The following is a 24,660-nucleotide window of genomic DNA, read 5'->3' on the forward strand; positions in this document are numbered from 1 at the left end:
CGCGGGCGTAGAAGGCCTGCTCGTACGTCTCGGGCCGGCCGACGGCCTCGATGACCACGTCGGCGCCGTTGCCGCCGGTCAGGTCGCGGATCGCCTCGACAGGGTCGGACGCGCGGGAGTTGACGGTGTGGGTGGCGCCGAAGCCGCGCGCCCACTCCAGCTTCCTGTCGTCCACGTCCACCGCGATGATCCTCGCGGCGCCCGCCAGCGAGGCGCCCAGGATCGCCGCGTCACCGACGCCGCCGCAGCCGATGACCGCCACGCTGTCGCCGCGGGTGACCCCGCCGGTGTTGACGGCCGCGCCGAGGCCGGCCATGACACCGCAGCCGAGCAGGCCGGCGACCTGTGCCGGGGCCTCGGCCGAGACCTTCGTGCACTGCCCGGCCGCGACCAGCGTCTTCTCCAGGAACGCGCCGATGCCCAGCGCGGGCGACAGCTCGGTGCCGTCCTTGAGCGTCATCTTCTGCGTGGCGTTGTGGGTGGCGAAGCAGTACCACGGGCGGCCGCGCAGGCAGGCGCGGCACTGGCCGCACACCGCGCGCCAGTTGAGGATCACGAAGTCGCCGGGCTCCAGGCCGGTGACCCCGTCGCCCACCGCCTCCACGGTGCCCGCCGCCTCGTGTCCCAGCAGGAACGGGTAGTCGTCGCTGATCCCGCCCTCGCGATAGTGCAGGTCGGTGTGGCACACGCCGCAGGCCTGCACGTTCACCACCGCCTCGCCCGGACCCGGGTCCGGCACGAGCACCGTCTCGAGAGAAACTTCCTGACCCTTGCCCTGGGCTACCACGCCCTGCACTTCGTACGGCATGCCAGTCATCTTGTGTCAGGAGGATGATCTCCGCAAGACATACGGCTGCACCACGCCGAGGCCCCTCGCCGGACGGCGCCTGATCTTGTGCAACTCGTACGGCTCGCCGTCGAGCCCGCCGGCCAGCGCCTCGTCGATGAGGATCGTGCCGGGCCTGGCGATGGCGGTGAGCCGGGCGGCGAGGTTGACGGTGGTGCCGAAGACGTCGCCCATCATGGGCAGCACCGGGCCGTACGCCATCCCGATGCGCAGCTCGTCGGTCGCCACCAGGTCGAGGGCGATGGCCGCGGCCTGCTCGGGGCCCTGCGCGGTGAACAGCACCTCGTCGCCCAGCGTCTTGACCAGCCGGGCGCCGTGGGAGGCCACCACGTCGGAGGCCCGCGACTCGAACCCCTCCACCAGCCCCGCCAGCTCCTTCTCGTCGAGCTCGCGGCTGCGCCTGGTGAACGACACCAGGTCCGCGAACCCCACCGCCATCGCCACCCTGGTCGGCACCAGCTCGTCGTTGACGTCGGCGATGGCCAGCAGCCGGGTGCCGGCGGCGGCGAGCTGGGCCCGCCAGACGTGGATGAGCACGTGCTCGAAGTCGGGCAGCAGCCCCTGCGCCGTGTCGAGCACGGCCGCCAGGTCGCCCTCGGACGGCTCGGGCGGCAGCATCGTGCCGATCATGATCTCGGCCTGCCACTGCGCCAGCCTGGCCGTGGTCTGGCCGAGCGCGCGGGCCATGCGGATCACGGTCTGCTCGTCGAGCAGGCCGCCGTCGATCATGCTGCGTACCCGGCGCAGCGCGTCGACGTCGGCCTCGGTGAACGCCACGGCGTCGTCCGCCCGCTGCGCGAAGCCGAGCGCGCGCCAGATGCGCTCGGCCAGCTCCCGCGGCACCCCGCTCCTGGCGGAGACCTCCGCCCGTGTGTACCGGGGCGGCAGGCCGACCAGCAGTCGCTCGATCTCCTCGGCGCTCGGGCGGCCGGGACGGGCTTCGCTCACCCGAGGAGGCTACTTCAGCGCCCGTCCACCTCGCCGTCCGAGGCGTCCTCGACGAGCCGGAACAGGTCGGTGCGCACGTCCTGGATCCTCGGGATGTCCTTCAGCACGATCTCCCCGCGATCGCCGGCCGACTCGACCGTCAGCGTGCCGCAGCCGAGCAGCCGCTCGGGGAAGGTCTGGTCCGAGCTCACCGTGTTGACCTTGGCGATCGGGATCTCGTCGGTCGACTTGTTGAGCACTCCCGTGCTGATCGTGAAGCGGTGCGTGGTGAGCACGTAGCCGGTGTTCTTCCACTGCAGGTACGGCACGAACGACCAGATCGTGAGCAGGATGAGCCCGATGACGACGACCGCGATCCTGGCGTAGGACACGTACTCGAAGTCGGGGATGAAGTACAGCGCCGCACCCGTCGCCGCGGCGATGAGGATCAGCGCGACGAAGGGGACGATGAGCCGCTTCCAGTGGGGGTGGAAGGATCGGACGCGCCGCTCACCCTGCGTCAGATGATGGTCGGGAAGGGTCATGGGCAGCATCGTGCCACCATCGAGGGGCCGGGGGCCATGCCCATGACGCAACGGGCAGCTCAGCCCGCGGCCCGCACGTGCACCACGTCGCCCGCGCTCAGCGTGTACCGCTCGCCGCCGGACTCCAGTTGCAGGTGGCCGGAGCCGTCCACGCCGGTCGCGAGCCCGGTCAGCGTCCGCCCGCCCGGCAGCTCCACCCTGACCTGGCGGCCGACCGTGGCGCTGATGGCGAGGTAGGCCGCGCGCAGCCCCGAGGCGTCGGCGTCGCCCTCGGCCTCCGTCCACTCGCGGTAGTGGGTCTCGACCTCCCTGAGCACGGCGCGCAGCAGCGGGTCGCGGTCGAGGCAGGCCCCCTCCGCGATGCTCAGCGAGGTGGCCGTCTCGGTGGGCAGCTCGTCGGGCCGGAGCGTCACGTTCAGGCCCATGCCGATGACGACCGCGTCGTCCGCCCGCTCGGCCAGCACCCCGGCCAGCTTGCGCTCGCCGATCAGCAGGTCGTTGGGCCACTTGAGGCCCACCTCGACCTCCGCCAGGCGGCGTACGGCGGAGGCGGCGGCCACGCCGTACAGGAGCGACAGCCAGCCCTGCGCGAGCGGCGGCACGCCGGGCCTGAGCAGGACAGAGAACGTCAGCCCCGAGCGGGGCGGCGCCGACCAGGTGCGGCCCAGCCGCCCGCGGCCGGCCTGCTGCGCCTCCGCGACCAGCACCGTGCCCTCGGGCGCGCCGTCCCTGGCGGCCTGGGCCAGGTCGGCGTTGGTGGAGCCGGTGCTGTCGACGACGGTGACGCCGGTCCACAACGAGCCAGGACGGACCAGGGCCCGGTTGAGCGACGCCTCGGACAGCGGCGGGCGGTCGAGGTCGGAGTAACGTGAGTCGGCCATCCCCCCATCTTCGCTGATGACGGGCGGGTGAAGGGGGAGTGGGCAAGATGGTGGAGTGAGCGAGCGCGCCGGGCCGACCACCCGGATCAGGATCACGGAGCTGTCCGGCCCGGCCGCCCGGGAGCGGCGCGACGACCTGGCCACGGAGGAGCCGCTGGAGCTCCGCGTCACCGCGCCCGACGGCACGCGCAGGACGGTGGCGATCACCATGCGCACGCCGGGGCACGACTTCGAGCTGGCCGCAGGCTTCCTGCACGGCGAGGGCCTGGTGCGCCACGGCGACATCGCCTCGATCGCGTACTGCACCGACGAGGACCTGCCGCCCGAGGCCCGCTACAACACGGTCACGGTGCGCCTGCGCGGCCCGGTGCCCGACCTGCCCGCGCTCGACCGCCACTTCCTCACCTCCAGCGCCTGCGGCGTGTGCGGCTCGGCGAGCCTCGACGCGCTGCGCGGCCGGTGCGCGGCGGTCCCTCGCGGGTCGCTCAAGCTCGCCCCCGAGGTGCTGTACGGGCTGCCGGACGCGTTGCGCGCGACGCAGGGCGGGTTCGGCAAGACGGGCGGGCTGCACGCCGCCGGGCTGTTCTCCGGCGACGGCGCCCTGGCGGCGGCGCGCGAGGACGTGGGCCGCCACAACGCGGTGGACAAGCTGGTCGGCTGGGCGTCCATGACCGGGCGGCTGCCGCTGGCCGAGCACCTGCTCATGGTGAGCGGGCGGGCCAGCTACGAGATCATGCAGAAGGCGCTGGCGGCGGGCGTCCCGGTGGTGTGCGCGGTGTCGGCGCCGTCGTCGCTGGCGGTGGAGCTGGCCAGGGAGTTCGGGCTGACGCTGGTGGGGTTCCTGCGCGGGGAGCGCTGCAACGTGTACGCGGGGGCGGAAAGAATCATCGCCTAACAGTGGAATGAAGCATTCCGTTCTGCTAGTCTGGAAACAGAACGAAACATTCCGTTCCTTCTGGAGGTCAGAACATGAGCACCATCACCCCCTTCCGCGTCGAGATCCCCCAGTCCGACCTCGACGACCTCCAGGCCCGCCTCGCCCTGACCCGCTTCGCCGACGAGATCCCCGGCGCCGAGCAGGGCGTCAGCGTCGAGCGGGTCAAGCGCCTGGTCGCTCACTGGCGCGACGGCTTCGACTGGCGGGCGGTGGAGGCCAGGCTCAACGCCTACCCGCAGTTCACCACCGAGATCGACGGGCAGGACATCCACTTCCTGCACGTCCGCTCCGACAACCCCGACGCGCTCGCCCTGATCGTCACCCACGGCTGGCCCGGCTCCATCGCCGAGTACCTGCGCGCCATCGAGCCCCTGTCGCGCCACTTCCACCTGGTCATCCCGTCGCTGCCCGGCTACGGCTTCTCGGGCCCGACGCGCGAGCTGGGCTGGAACAACCAGCGCATCGCCAGGGCCTGGGCCGAGCTGATGGCGCGGCTCGGCTACGAGCGCTACGGCGCGGTCGGCAACGACGGCGGCTCGATGATCTCCCCCGAGGTCGGCAGGATCGACCCGGAGCACGTGGTGGGCGTGCACGTCACGCAGATCTTCTCGTTCCCGTCGGGCGACCCGGCCGAGTTCGCCGGGCTGAGCGAGGAGGAGCAGGCGGGGCTGGCGGTGCTCGACTGGTTCTGGAAGGAGAAGGGCGCGTTCAACGTCCTGCAGTCGCAGCAGCCGCAGACGCTCGCGCACGCCATCGTCGACTCGCCCGCCGGCCTCGTCGGCTGGCTGGCCCAGCTCTTCGACGAGGACCTGGACGACGAGTTCGTGGTGACCAACGCGGCCATCCACTGGCTCACCGGCACGGCCGGCTCGGCGCTGCGCCTCTACTGGGAGAACGCCCGCGCCGAGCAGCCCAAGGAGCCGACGACCGTGCCGACGGCGCTGGCCATGGGCGAGGGCGACTTCAAGTCCATCCGCCGCTTCGCCGACCGCGACCACGCCAACATCGTCTCCTGGAAGACCCTCCCGGCCCCGGCCCGCGGCCACTACACGGCGCACACCGCCACGGAGGCGCTCACCTCGGACGTCATCGCCTTCTTCCGCAGCGTCGGCTAGGCACGAGAAGGCGCCCCCTCGGGGGCGCCTTCCGAGGCGTCAGCCGGTGTTCTGCAGGCCCGCCGCCACGCCGTTCACCGACAGCAGCAGCAGCGTGGAGAGCCGGTCGCGCTCCTGGTCCGACGGGTTCTCCGTGCGCAGCGCGCGCAGCGCCCTGAGCTGCAGGTGCGACAGGGCGTCCACGTACGGGTCGCGGAGCTGGACGGCGCGCGAGAGCACCTTGCGGTTCTCCAGCAGCCGCGTGTGCCCCGTGACCCGCAGCACCAGCTCCCGGGTCCGGTCGTACTCCTCCAGCACCCGCTGGGCGAAGTCCTCCCTGCCGCCCAGCGCCAGATAACGCTTGGCGATGGAGCGGTCGGTCTTGGCCAGCGACATCTCCGCGTTGTCCAGCATGACGTTGAACAGCGGCCACTCCGCGTACGCCGCCCGCAGCTCGTCGAGGGAGTCGACGGCGGCCAGGCCGGTGCCGAGGCCGTACCAGCCGGGGAGGTTGACGCGGGTCTGGGCCCAGGCGAAGACCCAGGGGATGGCCCGCAGGTCGTCGAGTGAGCGGGGGGCGCCCAGGCCGCGGCGGGCCGGGCGGGAGCCGAGGCGCAGGGTGCCGATCTCCTCCAGCGGGCTGACCAGGCCGAACCACTCGGGGAAGCCGGGGGCCTCCGTGAGCGCCCGGTAGGCCTGCTCCGAGGCCGTCGCCACCTGCTCCGCCAGGCCGCGGAAACGTTCGGCGGCGGTGGCGGTGCGGGCGCCGACCGTGGGCGAGGAGGCCAGCAGGACGGCGTTGGCCACCTGCTCCAGGTGGCGGCGGGCGATCGCGATGTGGCCGTAGCGGGCGAAGATGACCTCGCCCTGCTCGGTGACCTTGAAGCGGCCCGCGACCGAGCCGGGCGCCTGGGCCAGCACCGCGCGGTTGGCCGGGCCGCCGCCGCGGCCCAGCGCGCCACCGCGGCCGTGGAACATGCGCAACTGCACGTCGTGCTCGGCGGCCCAGGCCGTCAGCTCCTCCTGCGCCTCGTAGAGGCGGAGGGTGGCGGCGGCGGGGCCGAGCTCCTTGGCGGAGTCGGAGTAGCCGAGCATGATCTCCATGCGCCGCCCGGTGTCGGCCAGCCGCCGCTGCACCTCGGGGATGTCGAGCATGCCGGTCAGCACCCGGGGCGAGTTGGCCAGGTCCTGGCCCGACTCGAACAGCGGCACCACGTCGAGCACCGGCGCCCGGTCGCCGAGCGCGTGCCTGGCCAGCTCGTACACCGCCGCGACGTCCTCGGCGGAGCGGGTGAAGGAGACGACGTAGCGGGAGCAGGCGGTGACGCCGAAGCGCTCCTGGATCCAGCCGATCACCCGGATCGTGGCCAGGACCTCCTCCGTGCGCTCCGACAGCTCGCCGCCGGCCCGCAGCTCCTCCAGGGCCTCCGCGTGCACCTGGGAGTGCTGGCGCACCTCCAGCTCGGCCAGGTGGAAGCCGAACGTCTCCACCTGCCACATGAGGTGCTGCAGCTCCCCGTACGCCTGCCGCGGCGCCGAGGCGGCCAGCGACTCCTGGGCCAGCCGGAGGTCGGCCAGCAGCTCGGCGGGCGAGCGGTAGGCCAGGTCGAGGTCGCGGCGGCGGGTGGCGGCGATGCGCGCGGCCACGAACAGCAGCCACTGCCGGTGCGGCTCCCGCGGCGAGCGGGTGGCCAGCTCGGACACCACGTCGGGATGGCCGTCCACGGCCGCCGCCAGCGCCGTCCGCAGCTCGGGTGAGCAGGGCGCGAACTGGGCGGAGGCGGTCAGCGTGCGGGCGATGCGCGTGCAGGCGGTCTCCAGTGCCGTCAGCACGTGCTCGGACTGGATCTGGATGGTCTCGCGGGTGACCTTGGAGGTCACGTTGGGGTTGCCGTCGCGGTCGCCGCCGATCCAGCTCCCGTACCGGATGAACGGCCTGGCCAGCGGTGGGCGGGTGCCGGTGCGCTCGTCGAGCGCGGCGTCGAGCGAGCGGTAGACCTGCGGCACCATGCGGAACAGCGTCTCGTCGAAGGCGGCCATGGCCGTGCGCACCTCGTCGAGCGGGTCCAGCTTGGTGGAGCGGAGCTGGGCCGTACGCCACAGCAGGTCGATCTCCTCCAGCATGCGGCGCTTGCTCTCGGCGCGCTCGGAGGCGCCGCGTCCCGGCGCGTTGTACTCGGTGAGCTGGCCGCTGATGCGCTGGATCGCGGTGACGACGGCGCGCCTGCGCGCCTCCGTCGGGTGCGCGGTGAGCACCGGATGCAGCTCCAGGCCCTCCAGCAGCTCGGTGACGCGCTCGTGCCCGAGCTCGTGCACGGCCTGTGCCAGCGACTCGCGCTGCACCCTGCCCTCGGCGTCCCGCTCCCGCAGTGTGCGGATGCGGTAATGCTCCTCGGCCAGATTGGCGAGGTGGAAGTAGCAGGTGAACGCGCGGGCCACGGCCACGGCCCGCTCGATCTCCCATCCGGCGACCATTTCGGTGATCACGTCGGCCGAGATCTCACCCTTGCGCGCCGCGATGACGGCCTTGCGCAACCGTTCGACATCGGCCAGCAGGTCCTCGCCACCCTGTTCGGCGAGCACCTGGCCGAGCAGTTTGCCCAGCAGACGCACATCGTGGCGTAGCTCGTCCGGCATCTCGGTTACGGCGGCACTGCGACGCTCGAGCCCCTGGTCAATCATGTTTCGAAGGGTATCGAGTCGCTTCCGGCCGACGTAGACCGGTCTCAGTTATTGGACTAGACCACTGCTCAGGTGGGCTTCGAGACGGCCGCGAGCAGCTCCGGCGTACGCGCGAAGCCGATCCTGGCGGCCAGCCGCCGGCCGAGCACCTCGGCGAGCAGGCCGTAGAACGGCGCCAGGACGGACACCCAGAGGAGCCCGAACAGGAGCGGCACCACGATCGGCAGCGCGAGCAGCCCGATCCCCACCGTGGCCCCCATCGCGGAGGCGAACGCCAGCCCGCCCTGGCCGGGGGCGGCCCCGCTGAAGGCGTTCATCCGCTCGGGAGCGGTGTACGGCAGCACCACGCTGGTCACGGAGCCGACGCCGAGCCCGATCCCGAGCGCGCCCCAGCCGGTCAGCATGCCGGGCAGGATCGCGCCCGGCTGGCCGGTGAGCAGGCCGGTCGCGACGGCGATGGCGGCGATCACCGGCACGGCGATCAGCGCGTTGGCCAGGTGCCGGCCGGCCAGGTCGGTGGCCAGGCCGCGCTCGGAGCCGAAGGCGACGGCGTTCATCCAGAGCGAGCGGCCGTCGATGCCGAACGCGTTGATCGACTGCAACGCGATCATCAGCGCGCCCGCGCCGGACAGGGTGATCGGCATGCCGGCGCCGGCCTCGGCCGTCCTGGTCAGGGAGAACGACAGCACGACCGTCACCAGGACGGCGCTGAACCAGCCCACGCGGTAGCGGGGGTCGCGCCTGATGTACTTCAGCTCCTTGGTCACCACCGCCGCCAGCGGCCCGTCCGGCAGGAAGCGGTCGACGAGGCCGCTCTCCCTGCGTACGGAGGCGGCCTGGGTGGAGACGTCGGGCGTGACCAGGGCGCGGGCGAGCGCCTTGATCCACAGCCAGGCCAGCGCCACGGTGAGCAGCGCCACGAGGACCACCTCGGCCAGCCCGATCAGGCCGCCGTCGGCGATGGCGTGGGCCAGCATGCCGGGCGGGGTCCACCGCAGCACGGCCGCCATGGCGTGCAGCATGGCCGCCGGGTCGCCGAATCCGCCGTTCATCAGCAGGTTGGGCAGTTGCGCGAGCAGCACGACGAGCAGCGCGGCCACGGCCAGCACGTCACGCCCGCGCCGGGTGCGCAGCGCGCTGGACAGCGCCGTGGTGATCAGCCGGGACGCCACCACGCACAGCGCGAACTGCACCAGCACGGCCGGCACCCCGAGCAGCCAGCCGCCCGCGCCCGAGGCCAGCCCGACCAGGGCGCCGAACGTCACGATCAGCATCGCCGCCGGCCAGACGCCGGTCACGGACGCGGTGAACAGGCCGACCGCCAGCCGCCGCGTCCGCAGCGGGAACAGCGACAGCTTGGCCGGGTCGAGCGTGTCGTCCAGGCCGAACGCCATCAGCGGCACGACCATCCAGCCGAACAGGAAGAAGGCGAACGCCACGATCACGAGCGAGGAGGAGATGTCCGGGGGCGCCAGCCGCAGCAGGCTCATCAAGAAGAAGCCGAGCACGGCCAGCCCGGCGGCCGCGACGAGGGTGAAGACGAAGCCGAGCTTGCGCTGGAGGTCGCCGCGCAGGTTGCCGGCCAGCAACCGCAGCTTGAGCCGCGCGAAGAGCGCGACGGTGGTCACGGGCCGGCCTCGGGCGGCCTGGCGCCGAGCCAGGTCAGGCCCGACTCGCCGCCGCCCTGCGAGGAACGGCCGACGAGCTCCAGGAAGGCCTGGTTGAGCGTGGGACGGTCGCCGCGTACGTCCGCTAACGTGCCCTGCGCCACGATGTGCCCCGCGCTCATCACCGACACCCAGTCGCACAGCCTCTCGACCAGGTCCATCACGTGGCTGGAGAAGATGACGGTGGAGCCGGAGGCGGTGAAGCGGCGCAGCACCTCGGTCAGCGTGTTGGCGCTGACCGGGTCGACGCCTTCGAACGGCTCGTCGAGGAAGAGCACCGACGGGTTGTGCAGCAGCGCCGCGGCCAGGCCGATCTTCTTGCGCATGCCGGTGGAGTAGTCGACGACGAGCTTGTCGGCGGCCTCGACGAGGTCCATGACGGCCAGCAGCTCGCCCGCGCGCTGCTCGACCTCGGCCTTGGGGATGCCGCGCAGCCTGCCGTTGTAGAGGAGCAGCTCGCGCCCTGACAGCCGCTCGAACAGCCGCAGCCCCTCGGGCAGCACCCCGATGCGCGCCTTCACCTCGACGGGGTCGCGCCAGACGTGGAACCCGTCCACCTCGGCGGAGCCGCCGTCGGGACGGAGCAGCCCGGTGATCATGCTGAGGGTGGTCGTCTTGCCCGCCCCGTTGGGCCCGACCAGACCCGCGAAGCTCCCGGCGGGGACCACGAGGTCCACCCCCGCGACGGCGATCTGCTGCCCGAATCGCTTGAACAGGGCGTGCGTGCGAACCGCGTCCGACATGGCTCCACTCTAGGAGGAGAGGCTAGCCTTGCGCGCATGAGCACTGCGGAGGAGATGCCGGGGCAACCGGATATTCACACCACCGCTGGGAAGATCGCCGACCTGGAGCGGCGACTCGACGAGGCCGTGCACGCGGGCTCGTCGGCGGCGGTCGACAAGCAGCACGCCAAGGGCAAGATGACGGCCAGGGAGCGGGTGCTGGCGCTGCTGGACGAGGGCTCGTTCGTGGAGTTCGACGAGTTCGCCAGGCACCGGTCCACGATGTTCGGGATGGACGAGCGCAGGCCGTACGGCGACGGCGTCATCACCGGGCACGGCACGATCGACGGCCGGCAGGTGTGTGTGTTCTCCCAGGACGTGACGGTGTTCGGCGGCTCGCTCGGCGAGGTGTACGGCGAGAAGATCGTCAAGGTGCTGGACCTGGCGGTCAAGACCGGGTGCCCGATCATCGGCATCAACGAGGGCGGCGGCGCGCGCATCCAGGAGGGTGTGGTCGCGCTCGGCCTGTACGCCGAGATCTTCAAGCGCAACGTGCACGCCTCCGGCGTGATCCCGCAGATCTCGCTCATCATGGGCGCCGCGGCCGGCGGCCACGTCTACTCCCCCGCGCTGACCGACTTCGTGGTGATGGTGGACCAGACGTCGCAGATGTTCATCACCGGGCCCGATGTGATCAAGACCGTGACCGGTGAGGAGGTCACGTTCGAGGAGCTGGGCGGGGCCCGCACGCACAACACCAGGTCGGGGGTGGCCCACTACCAGGCCGCCGACGAGCAGGACGCCCTCGAGTACGTCAAGGCGCTGCTGTCGTACCTGCCGTCGAACAACCTGGACGAGGCCCCGGCGTACGAGCCGGCGACGGATCTCGACCCCGACCCGGAGCTGGACGAGGTGATCCCCGACTCGCCGAACCAGCCGTACGACATGCACCAGGTGATCGAGCACGTGCTGGACGACGGGGAGTTCCTGGAGGTCCACGCGCTGTTCGCGCCGAACGTGGTGGTCGGGTACGGCAGGCTCGACGGCCAGCCGGTGGGCGTGGTGGCCAACCAGCCCATGCATTTCGCTGGATGTCTGGATATCAACGCATCCGAGAAGGCTGCCAGATTTATTCGAACATGTGATGCCTTCAATATTCCAATCCTGACTTTTGTTGATGTACCGGGTTTCCTTCCCGGCACCGATCAGGAATGGAACGGAATCATCCGCCGCGGCGCCAAGCTCCTGTACGCCTACGCCGAGGCCACCGTGCCGCTGATCACGGTCATCACCCGGAAGGCGTACGGCGGCGCGTACGACGTCATGGGCTCCAAGCACCTGGGCGCGGACGTGAACCTGGCCTGGCCCACCGCGCAGATCGCGGTCATGGGCGCGCAGGGCGCGGTCAACATCCTCCACCGGAGGAGGCTGGCGAGCGCCGCCGACCCCGAGGCCGAGCGGGCGGCTCTGGTCACCGAGTACGAGGACACGTTGGCCAACCCGTACATCGCGGCCGAGCGCGGCTACGTGGACGCGGTGATCCGGCCGTCCGAAACCCGCCCCCAAGCCATCCGGGCGCTGCGCGCCCTGCGGAACAAGCGGATGACGCTGCCCCCCAAGAAGCATGGGAACATTCCGCTATGACGCCGCACCTGCGCATTGTCCGAGGGGACGCCACGCCGGAGGAGATCGCGGCGCTCGCGGCCGTCCTGGCGTCCCGCCGCGCCGAACCGGAGGCGAGCCGCACATCGGGAAGACAAACATGGCGAAACCCGGCTAGAGCCATGCGTAAGCCTGTCGCCCCAGGGAAGTCGGCATGGCGGATGAGCGCACTACCCTAGATAGATCCTGAGAATCGGGTGTCAAGTTCCCCGGGAGTTGGGACTATCTAGAGAAAGTAGGCGTATATAGTCGGCCGATCAACTAACACCGCGGCCTGGAGGACGACATGGCCATCCCAGACCTCATGCCGCATCCTGTGGCAGCCAAGTACGCCGTCCTAGTGGATGTCGGTTATCTGTACGCTGCGGCAGGTGAAGTGCTGCTCGGCGCGAAGGAGCGCAAGGAATATCGGGTGGCCGCCGATGAGCTCATCCAGAGTCTACAGAAACATGCAGAGGAACGCATTTCGGGCGAACTTCTGCGGATCTATTGGTATGACGCAGCCCGTGATCGCGTGCCTACCGTCGACCAGCGTGTCATCGCTCAGCTTCCGTGGGTCAAGGTTCGGCTCGGCAACCTGAACGCCCGCGGCCAGCAGAAGGGTGTGGACGCGCAGATCCGGAGCGATCTGGAGGCACTGGCCAGGCATCATGCGGTCACTGACACGATCCTGCTGGCGGGCGATGAGGACATGGTCCCGGCGGTGGAGGCCGCGCAGGCCTACGGCGTGCGCATCCACCTGTGGGGCGTCGAGCCGCCTTACGGCACCAACCAGGCCGAACGCCTGGTGTGGGAGTCCGACACCGTCGAAGTGATCAGCGCCGATTTCCTAAGACCGTTTTTCAGCCGTGCTCCTCAGCCCGTCCCTGTCACTCCACCCGCCGCCGCTCCCTCGCCCGCGCAGGTCTTCGCCGGGCGCGCCCCCGTCAAACCGCACGCGAAACCCGGCCAGGTCGCCAAGCTGGGGCCGAGCAGGCCGCGCGTGGAGGACGTGGGCGAGCACGTCGCCCAGAAGTGGATACTCACCCGCGGGCGTGACAACATCCGCGACCTGCTCCCCGGGCCCATCCTGCCCACCGTGATCGACACCGAGCTGCTGATCGAGGCGGAGAAGGAGCTCGGGCACTCGCTGCGGCCCTACCCGGAGGCGCGGGTGTGGCTGCGTGACGGGTTCTGGGCGCGGGTCTACCGGGAGTTCGACCTGGGGGTGGGCGTCTCGTCCAAGTAGTCGCGGGGCCCGGGGTTCAGGAGGGCCTCGGCTATCGCCGTGCGGGCGTACAGGACGTATCGCCCCGTACGGTGTGCCGTGCACAGGCCGGCCCTGCGCAGCGCGGTGAGGTGCTGGTTCGCGCCCGGCTCCGACAGCCCGGCGCGCCGGGCCAGCTCGCGGGTGGAGGCCGGCTGGTCGAGCTCGGCCAGCAGCCGCGCGCGGGTCCTGCCCAGCACGGCGGCCAGCGCCTGCGGCGGCTCCATCTCGCGGCGCTCCCAGAGCGTCGCCACGCCGCGCGGCGCGTACCGCACGGTCGGCTGGTACGGCGGCACCGTCACCGAGAACACCTTCGGCCAGACGAACACGCTCGGCACCAGGAGCAGCCCGAGGCCGCGCAGCGGGCGCTCACCGGAGACGTGGCGGTGCCGGATGCTCAGCGTCCCGTCGTGCCAGGTGACGGCCTCGTCCAGGTCGGCCAGCATGCGCTGCGCGCCGCCCTCGGCCAGCAGCCTGGCCCGGTACAGGATCTCGCCCTCCAGCAGGGCCCTGATCCGCGGCCAGTACGGGGCCAGCGCGGCCCGCCAGTAGTCCGTGACCTCGGTGGCCAGGCGTTCCAGCCCCTTCTCCGGGTCGTCGAAGAGCGCCTGCACCCGTTTCGTCCGTGGACCGGGCACCTCGTCCAGATCCGGGCGCACGCGGGCGGCCGCGCCGCGCATGGTGGCCAGTTCGAGCTCCAGGTCCGGCACGGACGTGGACGGCGGGGTGCAGGCGAAGCCCGCGATCGTGATCGTCGGCACCGGGACGAGGTCGGACAGCAGCCGCCACTCCACGTCCGCCAGGCGGCGGCGCACCTGCTCGGCCCAGGGGCGCAGGAGCGGGTGCGCGGACGGGTCCTTCAGCACGCGCACGCTGGCCACGACCTCGCCGAGCGGGGAGATCGCGAAGCGGATGTTCGCGAGGTCGTGGGCGGTGAAGACGAGGTCGAGGGTCATGGGATTCGCGGCTCACTTAATCGATGGCACCATTGCCGACATTTCACCATCGTGGCGGGCATGTCAACGACAGTGACGCAGGAGCCGCTGCTTCGGCTCCGCGGCTTTCGCAACCTCTTCCTGGCCGGCGCGGTCAGCCAGCTCGGATCCCAGATCAGCTACGTCGCCCTGCCCCTGCTCGCCGTGACCGCCCTCGGGGCGGGCGCGGGCGAGGTCGGGCTCCTCGCCGCGCTCGGGACGCTCACCGTGCTGCTGCTCGGGCTGCCCGCCGGAGCCTGGGTGGACCGGGTCAGGCGCCGTCCCGTGATGATCGCCACCGACCTGCTGCGGGCGGGGGCGCTGCTGTCGGTGCCGGTGGCGTGGTGGGGCGGGTGGTTGTCGATGGGGCACCTGTACCTGGTCGCGGTGCTCGTCGGGGCCGGGACGCTGCTGTTCGACGTGGCCTCGTACAGCATCGTGCCGGCGCTGGTGGGACGGGACCGGCTGACGGCGGCGAACACGCTACTGGTGGGGACCGGGGCCGGGATGGACGTGGCGGGGCGCAGCACCGCCGGGGTGCTCGTGCAGGTGGCGGGGGCGCCGGTGGCGATCCTGCTGGACGCGCTGAGCTACCTGTGGTCGGCGGCCTGGCTGCGAGCCGTCCCCGACCCTCGGACGACGGCGCGGGAACCCGACCCGATGGGAAGGCAGATCGCCGAAGGCGTCCGGTTCCTGTTCGGCAACCCGATCCTCGTCACGGCCCTGCTCCAGGGAACCCTGGTCAACCTGGCGTTCCCGCTCTGCTCCGTCCTGCTCCCGGTCGTCCTCGTGCAGCAGCTCGGCCATCCCGAGTGGGTGCTCGGGGCGTACCTGGCCGCGGGCGGGCTCGGCGTGCTGGCGGGATCGTCGTCGGCGCACGCCATCGGCCGCCGGCTCGGCACCGGGCGCGCCGCGTGGCTCACGAGCCTCGTCACCACGCCCGCCGCGTTCGTCGTGCCGCTCCTGAGCATGGGCGGGCCGTGGGTGTGGGCGAGCGCGGTGGCGTGGCTCGTGCTGACGTTCCGTACCGGGCTCAACAACGTGCTGCTCGTCAGCCTGCGGCAGCGGGTCACGCCCGACGCCATGCTGGGCAGGATGACGGCGACGATGCGCCTGCTCCTGACGGGCGCGCTCGGGGCGGGCGGGCTGCTCGCCGCCGCCGTCGGCGAGCTGTGGGGCACCGGCCCCGCGCTGGCGCTGGGCGCGGCCGTCATGGCACTGAGCTGGCTGCCCTACGTACGCTCGCCGCTGCGCCACCAGCCATGAACGTTGGTGTCTGATTTCCGCCAGTCAGTCCCCTTGGGGAGCGCATACTGTCGGAGACATGTCACCACTCGAGCTCGACTTCGACTCCTGTTACCGGGCCGTCTCCGCCAGGGACGCCCGGTTCGACGGGCGTTTCTACACGGCGGTGACGACAACGCGCATCTACTGCCGCCCGATCTGTCCGGCACGTACGCCCTCGGCCCGCAATGTGCGCTTCTACCGGCACGCGGCGTCGGCGGAGGCCGCCGGGTTCCGCCCCTGCAAGCGCTGCCGGCCCGAGCTGTCGCCCGGCGACCCCGGCTGGGACGTGCGCGGCGACCTCGTCGGGCGGGCACTGCGGCTGATCGACGACGGGGCGGCCGACGAGCAGGGCGTCGCCGGGCTCGCCCAGCGGCTGCACATCACCGAGCGGCACCTGCACCGGCTGTTCGTGACCGAGCTGGGGGTCGGGCCGCTGGCGGTGGCGCGGACGAAGCGGCTGCTGCTGGCCAAGCAGCTCCTGACCGAGACGGGGCTGCCGGTGACGGAGGTGGCGTTCGCGGCGGGGTTCGGGAGCGTGCGGCAGTTCAACGCGACGATGCGGGAGACGTACGGGTTCACGCCGAGTGAGCTGCGCGCCACGGCCGGGCCCCGGACGGTCCAGGCCAACGGGGTGGCGACCGGGGCGGCGACGCTGCGGCTCCGGCTGCACCGGCGGGAGCCGTACGACGTGGACGGGGTCTTCGCCTTCCTCGCCTCCCGGGCGATTCCCGGGCTGGAGGTGGCGGACCGCACCTCGTACGCCAGAGCCGTACCGGGCGGGACGATCACACTCACCCCGCAGCGCGGCCACATCGCGCTGGACGTGGCCGTGGACGACACCCGCCAGCTCGCCCGCGTGGTGGCCCGCTGCCGCCGCCTCCTCGACCTGGACGCCGACCCCGAGGCGATCTCGGAGATGCTCGGCCGGACCTCGCTCGGCCCGCTCGTCGCGGCGCGGCCGGGGTTGCGGGTGCCGGGGGCGTTCGACGGGTTCGAGCTGGCCGTGCGCGCGGTCGTGGGCCAGCAGATCTCGGTGGCCGGCGCCCGTACGCTGCTCGGCCGCATCGTCGCCAGGGCCGCCGCCCCTGACGGCCTCTTCCCCACCCCCGTCCAGCTCCTGGACACCGACCTGACCGGCCTCGGCCTGACCAACCGCCGGATCGACACGCTCAAGGACCTCGCCGCCCGCCTGACGGAGGGTCACCTCGACCTGGACGGCGGGCAGGACCCGGCGGAGGCGGTGGCCGAACTGCTGGCGGTCCGCGGCATCGGCCCGTGGACGGCCAGCTACATCGCACTGCGCGCGCTGCGCGACCCGGACGCGTGGCCCGCGGGCGACCTCGTCCTGAACAAGCGCATGGCCGCCCTGGGCATCCCCCAGGACCACATCGAGCGGTGGCGCCCGTGGCGGGCGTACGCCGCCCTGCACCTCTGGAGCTCCTCATGATCGCTGCCCAGCTCGTACCGACGCCGGTGGGCCCGCTGGCCCTGCTCGCCCGGGAGGGAGTGCTGGTCGCGGCCGGCTTCACCGCCGACCCGACGGAGATGTTCGTCCGGCTCACGCCCGCGCTGCAGGCCGAAGGGCTGGAGGTCGTGGACGACCTGGGCCTGGCGGCCGAGGCGACCCGCGCCTACTTCGACGGCGACCTGCACGCGCTGGACGCCGTCCCGGTCTCGCAGCCCGGGTCGCCCACGCGCAAGCGGCTGCATGCGGCGTTGCGGGAGGTGAAGGCGGGGACGACCGTTTCGTACGCGGAGCTCGCGGAGCGGGCGGGGATGCCGAAGACGGCGGCGCGGGCGGCGGGGTCCGCTTGTGCGCAGAACCTGATCGCGCCGTTCGTGCCTTGCCATCGGGTGTTGCCCAGCTCTGGGGGATATGGCGGGTACTACTACGGCGTACCGGTGAAAGAGTGGCTGATTGCCCACGAAAATGGAGGAATCGTTAACGCTTGGTAATCGGCCGACAGCTTTCGGTAATGTGTTCGCCATGTCGCCGACATTAGAACATGAGTACCTAATCGAGCTCGTCCGCAACCGCCCGACCCTGGTCACTTCCCTACTGGCGGAGATGGGCGTCGCCGTTCCGGCCTTCGATGAGCTGTCGCTGGGCAACACCGACTTCACCGACTGCAGACCTACGGAGTATCGCGCCGACTCGGTGGTCCTCATGACCCAGGGCGGGACGCCGGTACACGCCGTGGTCCTGGAGATCCAGCGAGCACCCGACAAGCGCAAACAATGGTCCTGGCCGGTCTATCTGAGCACACTCCGGGCACGTACGAAGTGTCCGGTGGTGCTCCTGGTCTTCTGCCAGGACGCCGCGACAGCCAAGGCATGCGCCGAAGCGATCGACATGGGACATCCGGGATGGGTACTCGTACCCATCGTCGCGAGCTCGAAGGACGTGCCCGAGATCATCGACACCACGCAAGCCTCCGCCAACGCCGAACTCGCCACCCTCTCGGTGATCGCCCATGGCAACGACGCGTCCGAGCGACTGCACAAAATCCTGCACGCATATGTCCAGGCCATAGTCCAAGGCCCGAAGGACCGGCCGAGCTATATTGAGCTTGTACTCAGCTCGGTGCCCCGGTCCATCGGCAAGATCATCTACAAGGAGCTCGAGATGAGCGTAAACATCGAAGACCTCATGGACTACCCCTTCGTCCGCGAATGGGTCGAACAGGGCGAGGCCAAGGGCGAGGCCAAGGCCGTCCTCATCATCCTCGAGAACCGGGGCGTTCCCCTTCCGCACGAAGCACAGGAACGCATCCTGGCCTGCACCGACCAGGCAACACTGAGGACATGGATCGGCCGAGCCGTTACAGCCACCAGCGTCGACGAGCTGTTCGACTGAACAAACCCGCAGGGCCGGCACGGCACCCGCCGCACCGGCCCTGATCGCGATCAGGCAGGCACCAGCCGCCGGGCCTGCATCCCCGCGACTCCGGCCACGCCGAGCCCCACCAACCCCAGCAGGGCGGCCGTCCAGGCCGGGGCCGTGTAGCCGAGGCCGGCGTCGATGGTCAGGCCCGCCACGAAGGAGCCGATGGCGTTGCCCAGGTTGAAGGCGCCGATGTTGGCGGCCGAGGCCAGCGTGGGGGCGCCCGCGGCGGTGTCCAGGACGCGGGTCTGGAGGGGCGGCACGGTGGCGAAGGCGGCCACGCCGAAGAGCGTGATCGCGACGATGAAGGCGATCTGGCTGGACGAGACGAGCGCCACCACCACGGCCAGCAGCGTGAGCAGGCCCACCGAGCCGTAGATGGACGGCATGACCGCCCGGTCGGCGAGCTTGCCGCCGATCAGGTTGCCGGCCACCAGGCCGACGCCGAACAGGGCCATCACCACCGGCACCGCCCCCGGCGAGAAGCCGCCGACGCCGGTCATGATCGGCGCGATGAACGTGATGACGGCGAAGACGGGCGCGAACCCGAAGACGGTCATGGCGAGCGCGAGCCAGACGCCGGCCTTGCGGAAGGTCGCCAGCTCGCGCAGCAGGCCGCCGCCCGAGGGCCGGGGCTGGCGCGGCACCAGGGCCATGACACCGGCGAGGCCGGCCACCCCGATGGCGACCACGACCCAGAACGTGGCCCGCCAGCCGAACGCCTGCCCGATCCACGTCCCCAGCGGCACGCCGAGCACGTTGGCCAGCGTCAGGCCGGTGAACATCAGGGCGATGGCGCTGGCCCGCTTCTGCGGCGCCACCAGGTCCGCGGCCACGACCGAGCCGACCCCGAAGTAGGCGCCGTGCGCGAAGGCCGCCAGGAAACGGCCGGCCATGAGCACGCCGTACGAGGGGGCCAGCGCCGACAGCAGGTTGCCCGCGATGAACAGCACCATCAGGGCCAGCAGCATGGTCTTGCGCGACAACCGCCCGCCGAGCATGGTCAGCGGCGGCCCGCCGACGGCCACGCCGAGGGCGTACCCGGAGACGAGCAGGCCCGCGGCCGGGATCGTGACGCCGAAGTCCGCGGCCAGCTCGGGCAGCAGCCCGTTGATGATGAACTCCGTGGTTCCGATGCCGAAGGCGCTGATCGCGAGGGCGAACAGGGCGAGAGGCATAGAATTCTCCTCAGACGACGTTAGTAAGCGTAGACATTATTTGCACACGCTGACTAACTGACCATACAACCATGCCGGAGGAGGCTGTCACATGCCCATAGCCGATGACGCCGTCGAGGCGCGCGCCCAGGGCTGGCGCACCCTCGCGGCGCTGCACGCCAAGATCGAGGACCGGCTGGAGAAGTGCCTGCAGAAGGAGCACGAGCTGAGCGTGAGCGAGTACACCGTGCTCGACGTGCTGGCCAGGCAGGACGGCTGGCACATGCGCATGCAGCAGCTCGCCAGGGCCGTGGTGCTCAGCCAGAGCGCGACCACGCGGCTGGTGGCCCGGCTGGAGAACCGCGGGCTGCTGCACCGCTACCTGTGTGCGGACGACCGCCGGGGGATCTACTCCGAGGTCACGCCCGCCGGGCGCGAGCTGCTGGAGCGGGCGCAGCCGACGCACGACGCCGTGCTGAAGGAGGTGCTGGCCGAGGCCGCGCAGGAGCCGGAGCTGGCCCCGCTAGCCGCCGTTCTGTCCTGACGGCGGCGTGACGTTGCTCTGGATCTCGCCGACCGGCACGTCGCGCGTGGTCTCGAGCTCCACGGGGTCGAACTGGAACGGCACCACGCCGCCCTGGGCCTGGATGTCCACCGGCCACACCGTGGTCACGGTGAGCGTGTACTTCTCGCGCGGCTGGTCGATCGACGAGCGCAGGTAACGCACGCCGCAGGAGAACTCCCCGCCCTTCGTGTACGGCCTGCCGGCCGCCCCGCAGCCGCTCTCCGTCACCTCCGCCCGCTCGCCCGTCGTCCCCGGATCGATCTCGATGTTCTCGAGCGTCGCGACCAGGGTCACGCTCATGACGCCCGGCAGCTCTGCCGTGACGGTGCGGCGCGGCTCGCCCACGCCTTCGAGCCAGACCCAGGTGGGCAGGTTGACGTAGCTCTTGGCGTCGGGGTTCAGCTTGACGGCGGGCTCCGGCACGGTCAGCGCGGCACGGGCGATCTGGGCGAGCTGCTCGATCGTCAGGCCGGCGGGCGGCGTGGTCCCGGTGGGCACGAAGATGAACTGCTCCAGGTCGGTCCAGCAGGCCACGCCGTTGGGGTCGGCCTCGTTCAGCGCGGGCAGCCACCAGCGCCCGTCCTGCCCGAGCTTGTCCTTGAACTGCTGGATGAAGGCCTGGTGGCTCTCCTCGTCGATGCGCGCCCTGTTCGCCGCGTCGCGGCCCTCGCCGCGCTGGCGGAGCATCTCCTCGGGGGTGGGCCCGGGCTCGTACCAGCACGGTTGCGGGATGCGGTAGCCGTCGCCGCTGCCGCCGACGTCGCCGCTGACCCTGATGCTGGTGTGTTTCCCCCTCCATCCCACGGTGTTGCCGGTCTGCTCCTTCTCCTGGGTGGTGTTCTCGCCGGGGCCGGGGATGGGGTCGAGAAGCAGCGGGGCCACGAGCAGGGCCGCTAGCCAGGCTTTCATCGGGTGCATCTCTCTCTGGAGGGAACGTAGGTCCTGATGCGCCACACCCCGTCGTCACCGCGGCGGGCGGCCACGCTCTGGCCGTAGGGGGTGCGCAACCACTCGGGCTGGGGGCTGACGGCTCTCCCGGTACGGGTGGAGACCATCCGGACCCCCGATTCGTCCACACAGGCGTTGATCTGGGCGCCCTTGCCCACCCGCGCGCTGACCCGCAGGTTGTAGAGCCGCCCGACCCCGCGCATCGACCACCCCTCGGCGGCGAACGACTCCACCCACTCGCTGGCCTGCACCGCGGCGTCGAGTTCGAGGCCGTCCTTGTACGTGCGCCGCCTCTCCGCCACGGCCTTGCGGGTGCCGACGTACTGGTCGACCATGACCTTCAGCAGCGGGTCGGGGTTCGCGGGCCACTCGACGCGGGCCTTCAGGCCGTCGGCGACCTGGATCGTCTCGGGCCCGGAGGACGGCTGCTCCTCGGGCGCGGCCGGGGTGGTGCCCACCGCCGCCGCCGGGGCGCCCTCCTTCGGGCGGTACGGCCGCTCCGGTGCCGCGCAGCCCGCCGCGAGCAGCAGGCACAGCACTATCGCCGCAGGTCTCATGCCGACGACTCCCTCACCACATGAATGCGCCACGTGGGCAGCAGCTCCTCGATCAACGCCTCGGTCTCGGGGGCCATCGCGCCTCCGTACGGGTGCGAGGCGGCCCGACGGGTCAGGCCCTCGACGACGGCGCGCAGGCGGACGGCGTCCTCCGTGGCGTGCGTGGCCCGCAGCAGGTCGCGCCAGAGGCTCTCGTCGTCGGGCGCCAGCAGCAACGCGGCGCGCACGGCGGCCACCGCGGCGTCCGGCTGGCCGTGCGCGAGCCGCAGCTCGCAGAGCTGGTGCGCGGCGTCGGCCACGGCCGCGGTCACGTCGTACTCCAGGTCGTCATCCGTCAGCCAGGCGTACCGGCCGGGGCCGCGCGCGGCCAGCAGCGGGCCTCTGACCAGGCCGAGCGCCTTCTCCAGCAGGACGGCCCTGGCCGTGGGGTCGTGGTGCGAGCGGCGGACGAGCTCACGGAACAGCGCCCAGTCCGTACGCACGTCGGGCCCCAGCCGCAGCCGGCCCGCCTCGTCGGTGAGCAGGTGCTCGGGCCCCAGCCACTCGGCGACCCGGGCGATCGTGGCGTCCCTGACCATGTCCTGCACGCCGCGCGGCCACAACACGCCGCCGAGCACCACGGGATGCACGCCGCCCACGTGCGTGGCCAGGTACACCAGCAGCTCCGTGGCCAGCGCCATCCGGCCCTCCTCCAGCGGAGGCAGCCCGGCGATCTCGACGGGGCCGAGGATCCTGATCTCGACGGCTGGCGGGTGCAGCCCGGCCAGCGGCTCGGCCTCGGGGATCGCCTCGCCCTCCAGGCGGCCGGCGGTGCGGAACAGGTCGATCAGCGCCTGGTAGTGGCGGCGCGGCAGGAGCTGGGCGTCCACCTCGAAGCCCAGCTCGGCGATCCTGGCCTTGCCGTCGTCGCCGATCTCCAGGGTCCAGGTGGCGTGCGGGACCTCGCCCGCCACCACGTACCCGGCGGTGTCCCTGCGGGCCAGCAGCGCCAGGCGGCGGGCCTCCTCGTGCGTGGGCGCCACCGCGGACAGCAGGTAGTGGGCGCTGCGCGGGCTGCCGGTGATGCGGCCGGTCAGCACCTCCCTGCGCGGGGCGGCACCGGCCTCCAGCTCGGGCAGCACCTCGGCCAGGCTGCCGACCGCCCTGACGCGGCCCGGCGCGATGGCGGTCAGCTCGCCGCCGAAGCCGACGAGCGTGATGCGCATGCGGTCGGACCACAGGTTGGTGGCCAGCTCGACCGCCAGGGCGGCCAGCGCGGCGGTGGTCTGCGTGCCGCGCACGTTGATCAGGCCCTGCGCGGCCTCCAGGTCGATCAGGACCCGCCCGGCGGCGTCCGTCCCGATGGAGACCAGGCCGGGGTACGGCGCCCCGCCCGGCCGCACGCCGGTGCCGGCCTGAGACGCCCCGCCCCGCTGCGCGCCGGCGCCGGCCTGAGGCGTCCCGCCCCGCTGCGCGCCGGCGTCGGCCTGGGGCGCCCCACCCGGCCGCGCGCCGGCGCCGGCCTGAGACGCCCCGGCCCGCTGCGCCCGGCTGTCGGGATACGGCGCCCTGCCTGCCTGCGCCCGGCCTTCGGGGTACGGCGTCCCCCCGTGCCGGGGCCCGGGGTCCGCGTACGGCTGAGTCCTGGGGTCCGCGTACGGCTGAGTCCTGGGATCCGCGTACGGCTGGGTCCTGGGGTCCGGCAGGAGGCGGCCCTCGTGGGCCGGGAGGCGCCAGATCTGGCCGCCGTCCGCCGCCGTCCACGGGGCGGGCGGGTCGTCGTCCGCCGGGTGGATCCACAGGTCGAGCGAGCGGGCCGACAGGTGCGCCCCGTACACGACGGGCGGCGTTCGGCGCTGGGCGGCCAGCTCGGCGCCGAGCATCCGCAGCCCGACGTCCAGGACGCGGGCGCCCGGCGCGTCGCTCCCGAGCCGCAGCGCGAGCTCGGCCTGGGCGGCGTCGTCGCGCGGCCGGACGATCCTGCGGCCGAACAGGCGCCGCCAGAGCTGCTCCCTGCGCCGCCTGGCCAGCACGAGCAGCAGCCCGGCGGCGGCCAGCGAGGCGGCGGCGAGGTACTGCGTCAGTTCGCCGCCCTGGGGCTCGGTGATGACGACGGGCTGCCGGTCCGTCGGCGTCTCGTCCTCCAGCTCCGCGCGCTTGCCCTCCTGCCGCTCGGCGTGCTTGCCCTCCTGCTGATCCGTGCGCTTGCGCTCCTGCTGGTCCGTACGCTTGGGCTCCTGCTGCTCGGGCTGGCGGTGCTTGGCCTCGCCCCGCTCGCGGGGCTCCGGCCGGTCCACGTGCGCCCTGCCGGGGTGCTCGCGCAGCGTCTGCTCGCGGGGCTGGCCGGCGGGCACGATGTGCACGTTCCTGGCGTCGTCCGGCATGTCGAGCACCCAGCCGGGCCTGATCAGGTCGGCCATCCGCAGGCGGGTGCCGTCCGGCTGCTCCTTCGCCTGGTTGAGCCGGTAGATCTCGGGGTAGCGGCGGCCGTCTCCCAGGCACTTCTCCGCGATCTCCCACAGGCTCTCGTGGTGCCGGCCGTGCGGCGGCTGCACCACGTACACCTTCTTCGTCTTGGGCGTCTCCAGCGTCTGCTCGACGATCGGCGCCGAGTACGCGACCGCCGTCACCGGCGGGGCGGCGGGCGTGGGCGCCGTCTTCACCAGCGGCACCACCATCGCCCCGGCCGTGAACAGCAGCAACACCGCCGACACGAGCTTGTTCGCGAGGAACTGCATCCCGCCGGAGAGCGGCACGCGGGCGGGCATGCCGACCCGGCGGACCCCGGCGTACACCTCGACCAGCACGCACACGAAGAGCTGGAGCCAGGCGCCCCACACCATCAGCACCAGCACGGCCATGATCGTGGTGTGGCCCACCTTGCCGGTCCACACGCCGGGGTCGAGCAGCTCGGGCCTGATCGGCGGGCCGGCGTACGTGAGCAGCGCGTACGGCACGCCGCCCACCAGCGCCACCAGCACGATCAGCGCCCCGATCCCGGCGAGCACGTCGCCGAAGCTGCGCCTGGCCGGCACGCGTACGGGAACGTGACGTCCGGGTGGACGCGCGGGCTCTCGCGTCGGCATCGCCTCTCCTTTC

The 24,660-nt window shown here is 72.0% G+C and carries 22 protein-coding genes; 10 read left to right on the top strand and 12 right to left on the bottom strand.

Annotated elements, in window-relative coordinates:
• The 4 genes from AB0I79_RS44200 to AB0I79_RS44215 form a co-directional block, all read right to left on the bottom strand.
• Positions 1-808: alcohol dehydrogenase catalytic domain-containing protein (locus AB0I79_RS44200; RefSeq protein WP_357886470.1), on the bottom strand; the 808-nt coding region annotated here is incomplete at its 3' end.
• Positions 809-823: 15 nt separating this feature from the next.
• The gene (locus AB0I79_RS44205; protein WP_357886472.1) at positions 824-1,795 is read right to left on the bottom strand and encodes an adenylate cyclase regulatory domain-containing protein; all 972 of its coding nucleotides are present in this window, start codon (positions 1,793-1,795) and stop codon (positions 824-826) included.
• 14 nt (positions 1,796-1,809) lie between these two features.
• Entirely contained in the window at positions 1,810-2,319 is a 510-nt protein-coding gene (locus tag AB0I79_RS44210; protein WP_357886474.1) for a PH domain-containing protein, read from the bottom strand.
• A gap of 59 nt (positions 2,320-2,378) precedes the next feature.
• On the bottom strand, positions 2,379-3,200 hold the full coding sequence (locus AB0I79_RS44215; protein WP_357886476.1) for a biotin--[acetyl-CoA-carboxylase] ligase: 822 nt from the start codon (positions 3,198-3,200) through the stop codon (positions 2,379-2,381).
• 55 nt (positions 3,201-3,255) lie between these two features.
• Here AB0I79_RS44215 and fdhD point away from each other — a divergent pair, with 55 nt between their 5' ends.
• Positions 3,256-4,095 (top strand): formate dehydrogenase accessory sulfurtransferase FdhD, encoded by an 840-nt coding sequence (fdhD, locus tag AB0I79_RS44220; protein ID WP_357886478.1) that lies wholly within the window; start codon positions 3,256-3,258, stop codon positions 4,093-4,095.
• 74 nt (positions 4,096-4,169) lie between these two features.
• Positions 4,170-5,252, top strand: coding sequence for an epoxide hydrolase family protein (locus tag AB0I79_RS44225; protein WP_357886480.1), 1,083 nt, complete (start codon positions 4,170-4,172; stop codon positions 5,250-5,252).
• Between the two features lie 39 nt (positions 5,253-5,291).
• On the opposite strand, the gene AB0I79_RS44230 is transcribed toward AB0I79_RS44225, so the two are convergent.
• The 3 genes from AB0I79_RS44230 to AB0I79_RS44240 all read right to left on the bottom strand — a co-directional run bounded on the left by AB0I79_RS44230 (position 5,292) and on the right by AB0I79_RS44240 (position 10,323).
• Positions 5,292-7,913 (bottom strand): phosphoenolpyruvate carboxylase, encoded by a 2,622-nt coding sequence (locus AB0I79_RS44230; protein WP_357886483.1) that lies wholly within the window; start codon positions 7,911-7,913, stop codon positions 5,292-5,294.
• A gap of 68 nt (positions 7,914-7,981) precedes the next feature.
• On the bottom strand, positions 7,982-9,541 hold the full coding sequence (locus tag AB0I79_RS44235) for a hypothetical protein (protein WP_357886486.1): 1,560 nt from the start codon (positions 9,539-9,541) through the stop codon (positions 7,982-7,984).
• Positions 9,538-10,323: an ABC transporter ATP-binding protein gene (locus tag AB0I79_RS44240; protein WP_357886489.1), complete on the bottom strand. Its 786-nt coding sequence runs from the start codon at positions 10,321-10,323 to the stop codon at positions 9,538-9,540. The genes AB0I79_RS44235 and AB0I79_RS44240 overlap by 4 nt, the downstream gene beginning before the upstream one ends.
• Before the next feature lie 36 nt (positions 10,324-10,359).
• Between AB0I79_RS44240 and AB0I79_RS44245 the strand changes: the two genes are divergently transcribed.
• From AB0I79_RS44245 to AB0I79_RS44255, 3 genes are all read left to right on the top strand, one after another.
• The gene (locus AB0I79_RS44245) at positions 10,360-11,946 is read left to right on the top strand and encodes an acyl-CoA carboxylase subunit beta (protein ID WP_357886492.1); all 1,587 of its coding nucleotides are present in this window, start codon (positions 10,360-10,362) and stop codon (positions 11,944-11,946) included.
• Positions 11,943-12,143 carry an acyl-CoA carboxylase subunit epsilon gene (locus AB0I79_RS44250; protein WP_357886495.1) on the top strand — a complete coding sequence of 67 codons (201 nt, stop codon included), beginning with the start codon at positions 11,943-11,945 and terminating at the stop codon, positions 12,141-12,143. Before AB0I79_RS44245 ends, AB0I79_RS44250 begins: the two co-directional genes overlap by 4 nt.
• A gap of 107 nt (positions 12,144-12,250) precedes the next feature.
• Positions 12,251-13,192 (top strand): NYN domain-containing protein, encoded by a 942-nt coding sequence (locus AB0I79_RS44255; RefSeq protein ID WP_125632505.1) that lies wholly within the window; start codon positions 12,251-12,253, stop codon positions 13,190-13,192.
• Here the strand turns inward: AB0I79_RS44255 and AB0I79_RS44260 are convergent.
• The gene (locus AB0I79_RS44260; RefSeq protein WP_357886498.1) at positions 13,150-14,166 is read right to left on the bottom strand and encodes a DUF5937 family protein; all 1,017 of its coding nucleotides are present in this window, start codon (positions 14,164-14,166) and stop codon (positions 13,150-13,152) included. The two genes, AB0I79_RS44255 and AB0I79_RS44260, sit on opposite strands and share 43 nt — an antisense overlap.
• Positions 14,167-14,226: 60 nt before the next feature.
• On the opposite strand from AB0I79_RS44260, the gene AB0I79_RS44265 reads away from it, so the two are divergent.
• From AB0I79_RS44265 to AB0I79_RS44280, 4 genes are read left to right on the top strand one after another with little or no spacing between them, the layout of a single operon-like run.
• Positions 14,227-15,450, top strand: a complete 1,224-nt coding sequence (locus AB0I79_RS44265) for an MFS transporter (protein ID WP_357886501.1) — start codon at positions 14,227-14,229, stop codon at positions 15,448-15,450.
• Between the two features lie 58 nt (positions 15,451-15,508).
• Positions 15,509-16,918 carry a DNA-3-methyladenine glycosylase 2 family protein gene (locus tag AB0I79_RS44270; protein WP_357886504.1) on the top strand — a complete coding sequence of 470 codons (1,410 nt, stop codon included), beginning with the start codon at positions 15,509-15,511 and terminating at the stop codon, positions 16,916-16,918.
• Entirely contained in the window at positions 16,915-17,427 is a 513-nt protein-coding gene (locus AB0I79_RS44275; protein WP_357886507.1) for a methylated-DNA--[protein]-cysteine S-methyltransferase, read from the top strand. The genes AB0I79_RS44270 and AB0I79_RS44275 overlap by 4 nt, the downstream gene beginning before the upstream one ends.
• Before the next feature lie 31 nt (positions 17,428-17,458).
• Complete coding sequence (locus AB0I79_RS44280) at positions 17,459-18,328, top strand: hypothetical protein (protein ID WP_357886510.1); 870 nt, start codon at positions 17,459-17,461, stop codon at positions 18,326-18,328.
• A gap of 50 nt (positions 18,329-18,378) precedes the next feature.
• Here the strand turns inward: AB0I79_RS44280 and AB0I79_RS44285 are convergent, their stop codons facing one another.
• Complete coding sequence (locus AB0I79_RS44285; RefSeq protein WP_357886513.1) at positions 18,379-19,533, bottom strand: MFS transporter; 1,155 nt, start codon at positions 19,531-19,533, stop codon at positions 18,379-18,381.
• A gap of 91 nt (positions 19,534-19,624) precedes the next feature.
• On the opposite strand from AB0I79_RS44285, the gene AB0I79_RS44290 reads away from it, so the two are divergent.
• Positions 19,625-20,056 carry a MarR family transcriptional regulator gene (locus tag AB0I79_RS44290; RefSeq protein WP_357886516.1) on the top strand — a complete coding sequence of 144 codons (432 nt, stop codon included), beginning with the start codon at positions 19,625-19,627 and terminating at the stop codon, positions 20,054-20,056.
• Here the strand turns inward: AB0I79_RS44290 and AB0I79_RS44295 are convergent.
• From AB0I79_RS44295 to AB0I79_RS44305, 3 genes are read right to left on the bottom strand one after another with little or no spacing between them, the layout of a single operon-like run.
• A complete protein-coding gene (locus AB0I79_RS44295) occupies positions 20,036-20,986 on the bottom strand; it encodes a hypothetical protein (RefSeq protein ID WP_357886519.1) in 951 nt (316 codons plus the stop codon). The two genes, AB0I79_RS44290 and AB0I79_RS44295, sit on opposite strands and share 21 nt — an antisense overlap.
• Positions 20,983-21,582: a hypothetical protein gene (locus AB0I79_RS44300; protein ID WP_357886522.1), complete on the bottom strand. Its 600-nt coding sequence runs from the start codon at positions 21,580-21,582 to the stop codon at positions 20,983-20,985. The genes AB0I79_RS44295 and AB0I79_RS44300 overlap by 4 nt, the downstream gene beginning before the upstream one ends.
• The gene (locus AB0I79_RS44305; protein ID WP_357886525.1) at positions 21,579-24,647 is read right to left on the bottom strand and encodes a BTAD domain-containing putative transcriptional regulator; all 3,069 of its coding nucleotides are present in this window, start codon (positions 24,645-24,647) and stop codon (positions 21,579-21,581) included. The genes AB0I79_RS44300 and AB0I79_RS44305 overlap by 4 nt, the downstream gene beginning before the upstream one ends.
• Positions 24,648-24,660 lie beyond the last annotated feature (13 nt).

It is taken from the genome of Nonomuraea sp. NPDC050202 (assembly GCF_040656115.1).
Taxonomy (GTDB): Bacteria; Actinomycetota; Actinomycetes; order Streptosporangiales; family Streptosporangiaceae; genus Nonomuraea.

What these genes read in the sequence shown, in the direction of transcription:
- AB0I79_RS44225 (WP_357886480.1), top strand. Translation starts at nt 4,170, where the DNA reads ATGAGCACCATCACCCCCTTCCGCGTCGAGATCCCCCAGTCCGACCTC.
- AB0I79_RS44275 (WP_357886507.1), top strand. Translation starts at nt 16,915, where the DNA reads ATGATCGCTGCCCAGCTCGTACCGACGCCGGTGGGCCCGCTGGCCCTG.
- AB0I79_RS44290 (WP_357886516.1), top strand. Translation starts at nt 19,625, where the DNA reads ATGCCCATAGCCGATGACGCCGTCGAGGCGCGCGCCCAGGGCTGGCGC.
- AB0I79_RS44295 (WP_357886519.1), bottom strand. Translation starts at nt 20,986, where the DNA reads ATGAAAGCCTGGCTAGCGGCCCTGCTCGTGGCCCCGCTGCTTCTCGAC.
- AB0I79_RS44285 (WP_357886513.1), bottom strand. Translation starts at nt 19,533, where the DNA reads ATGCCTCTCGCCCTGTTCGCCCTCGCGATCAGCGCCTTCGGCATCGGA.
- AB0I79_RS44250 (WP_357886495.1), top strand. Translation starts at nt 11,943, where the DNA reads ATGACGCCGCACCTGCGCATTGTCCGAGGGGACGCCACGCCGGAGGAG.
- AB0I79_RS44300 (WP_357886522.1), bottom strand. Translation starts at nt 21,582, where the DNA reads ATGAGACCTGCGGCGATAGTGCTGTGCCTGCTGCTCGCGGCGGGCTGC.
- AB0I79_RS44305 (WP_357886525.1), bottom strand. Translation starts at nt 24,647, where the DNA reads ATGCCGACGCGAGAGCCCGCGCGTCCACCCGGACGTCACGTTCCCGTA.
- AB0I79_RS44245 (WP_357886492.1), top strand. Translation starts at nt 10,360, where the DNA reads ATGAGCACTGCGGAGGAGATGCCGGGGCAACCGGATATTCACACCACC.
- AB0I79_RS44265 (WP_357886501.1), top strand. Translation starts at nt 14,227, where the DNA reads ATGTCAACGACAGTGACGCAGGAGCCGCTGCTTCGGCTCCGCGGCTTT.
- AB0I79_RS44210 (WP_357886474.1), bottom strand. Translation starts at nt 2,319, where the DNA reads ATGACCCTTCCCGACCATCATCTGACGCAGGGTGAGCGGCGCGTCCGA.
- AB0I79_RS44270 (WP_357886504.1), top strand. Translation starts at nt 15,509, where the DNA reads ATGTCACCACTCGAGCTCGACTTCGACTCCTGTTACCGGGCCGTCTCC.
- AB0I79_RS44255 (WP_125632505.1), top strand. Translation starts at nt 12,251, where the DNA reads ATGGCCATCCCAGACCTCATGCCGCATCCTGTGGCAGCCAAGTACGCC.
- AB0I79_RS44240 (WP_357886489.1), bottom strand. Translation starts at nt 10,323, where the DNA reads ATGTCGGACGCGGTTCGCACGCACGCCCTGTTCAAGCGATTCGGGCAG.
- AB0I79_RS44215 (WP_357886476.1), bottom strand. Translation starts at nt 3,200, where the DNA reads ATGGCCGACTCACGTTACTCCGACCTCGACCGCCCGCCGCTGTCCGAG.
- AB0I79_RS44280 (WP_357886510.1), top strand. Translation starts at nt 17,459, where the DNA reads ATGTCGCCGACATTAGAACATGAGTACCTAATCGAGCTCGTCCGCAAC.
- AB0I79_RS44230 (WP_357886483.1), bottom strand. Translation starts at nt 7,913, where the DNA reads ATGATTGACCAGGGGCTCGAGCGTCGCAGTGCCGCCGTAACCGAGATG.
- AB0I79_RS44260 (WP_357886498.1), bottom strand. Translation starts at nt 14,166, where the DNA reads ATGACCCTCGACCTCGTCTTCACCGCCCACGACCTCGCGAACATCCGC.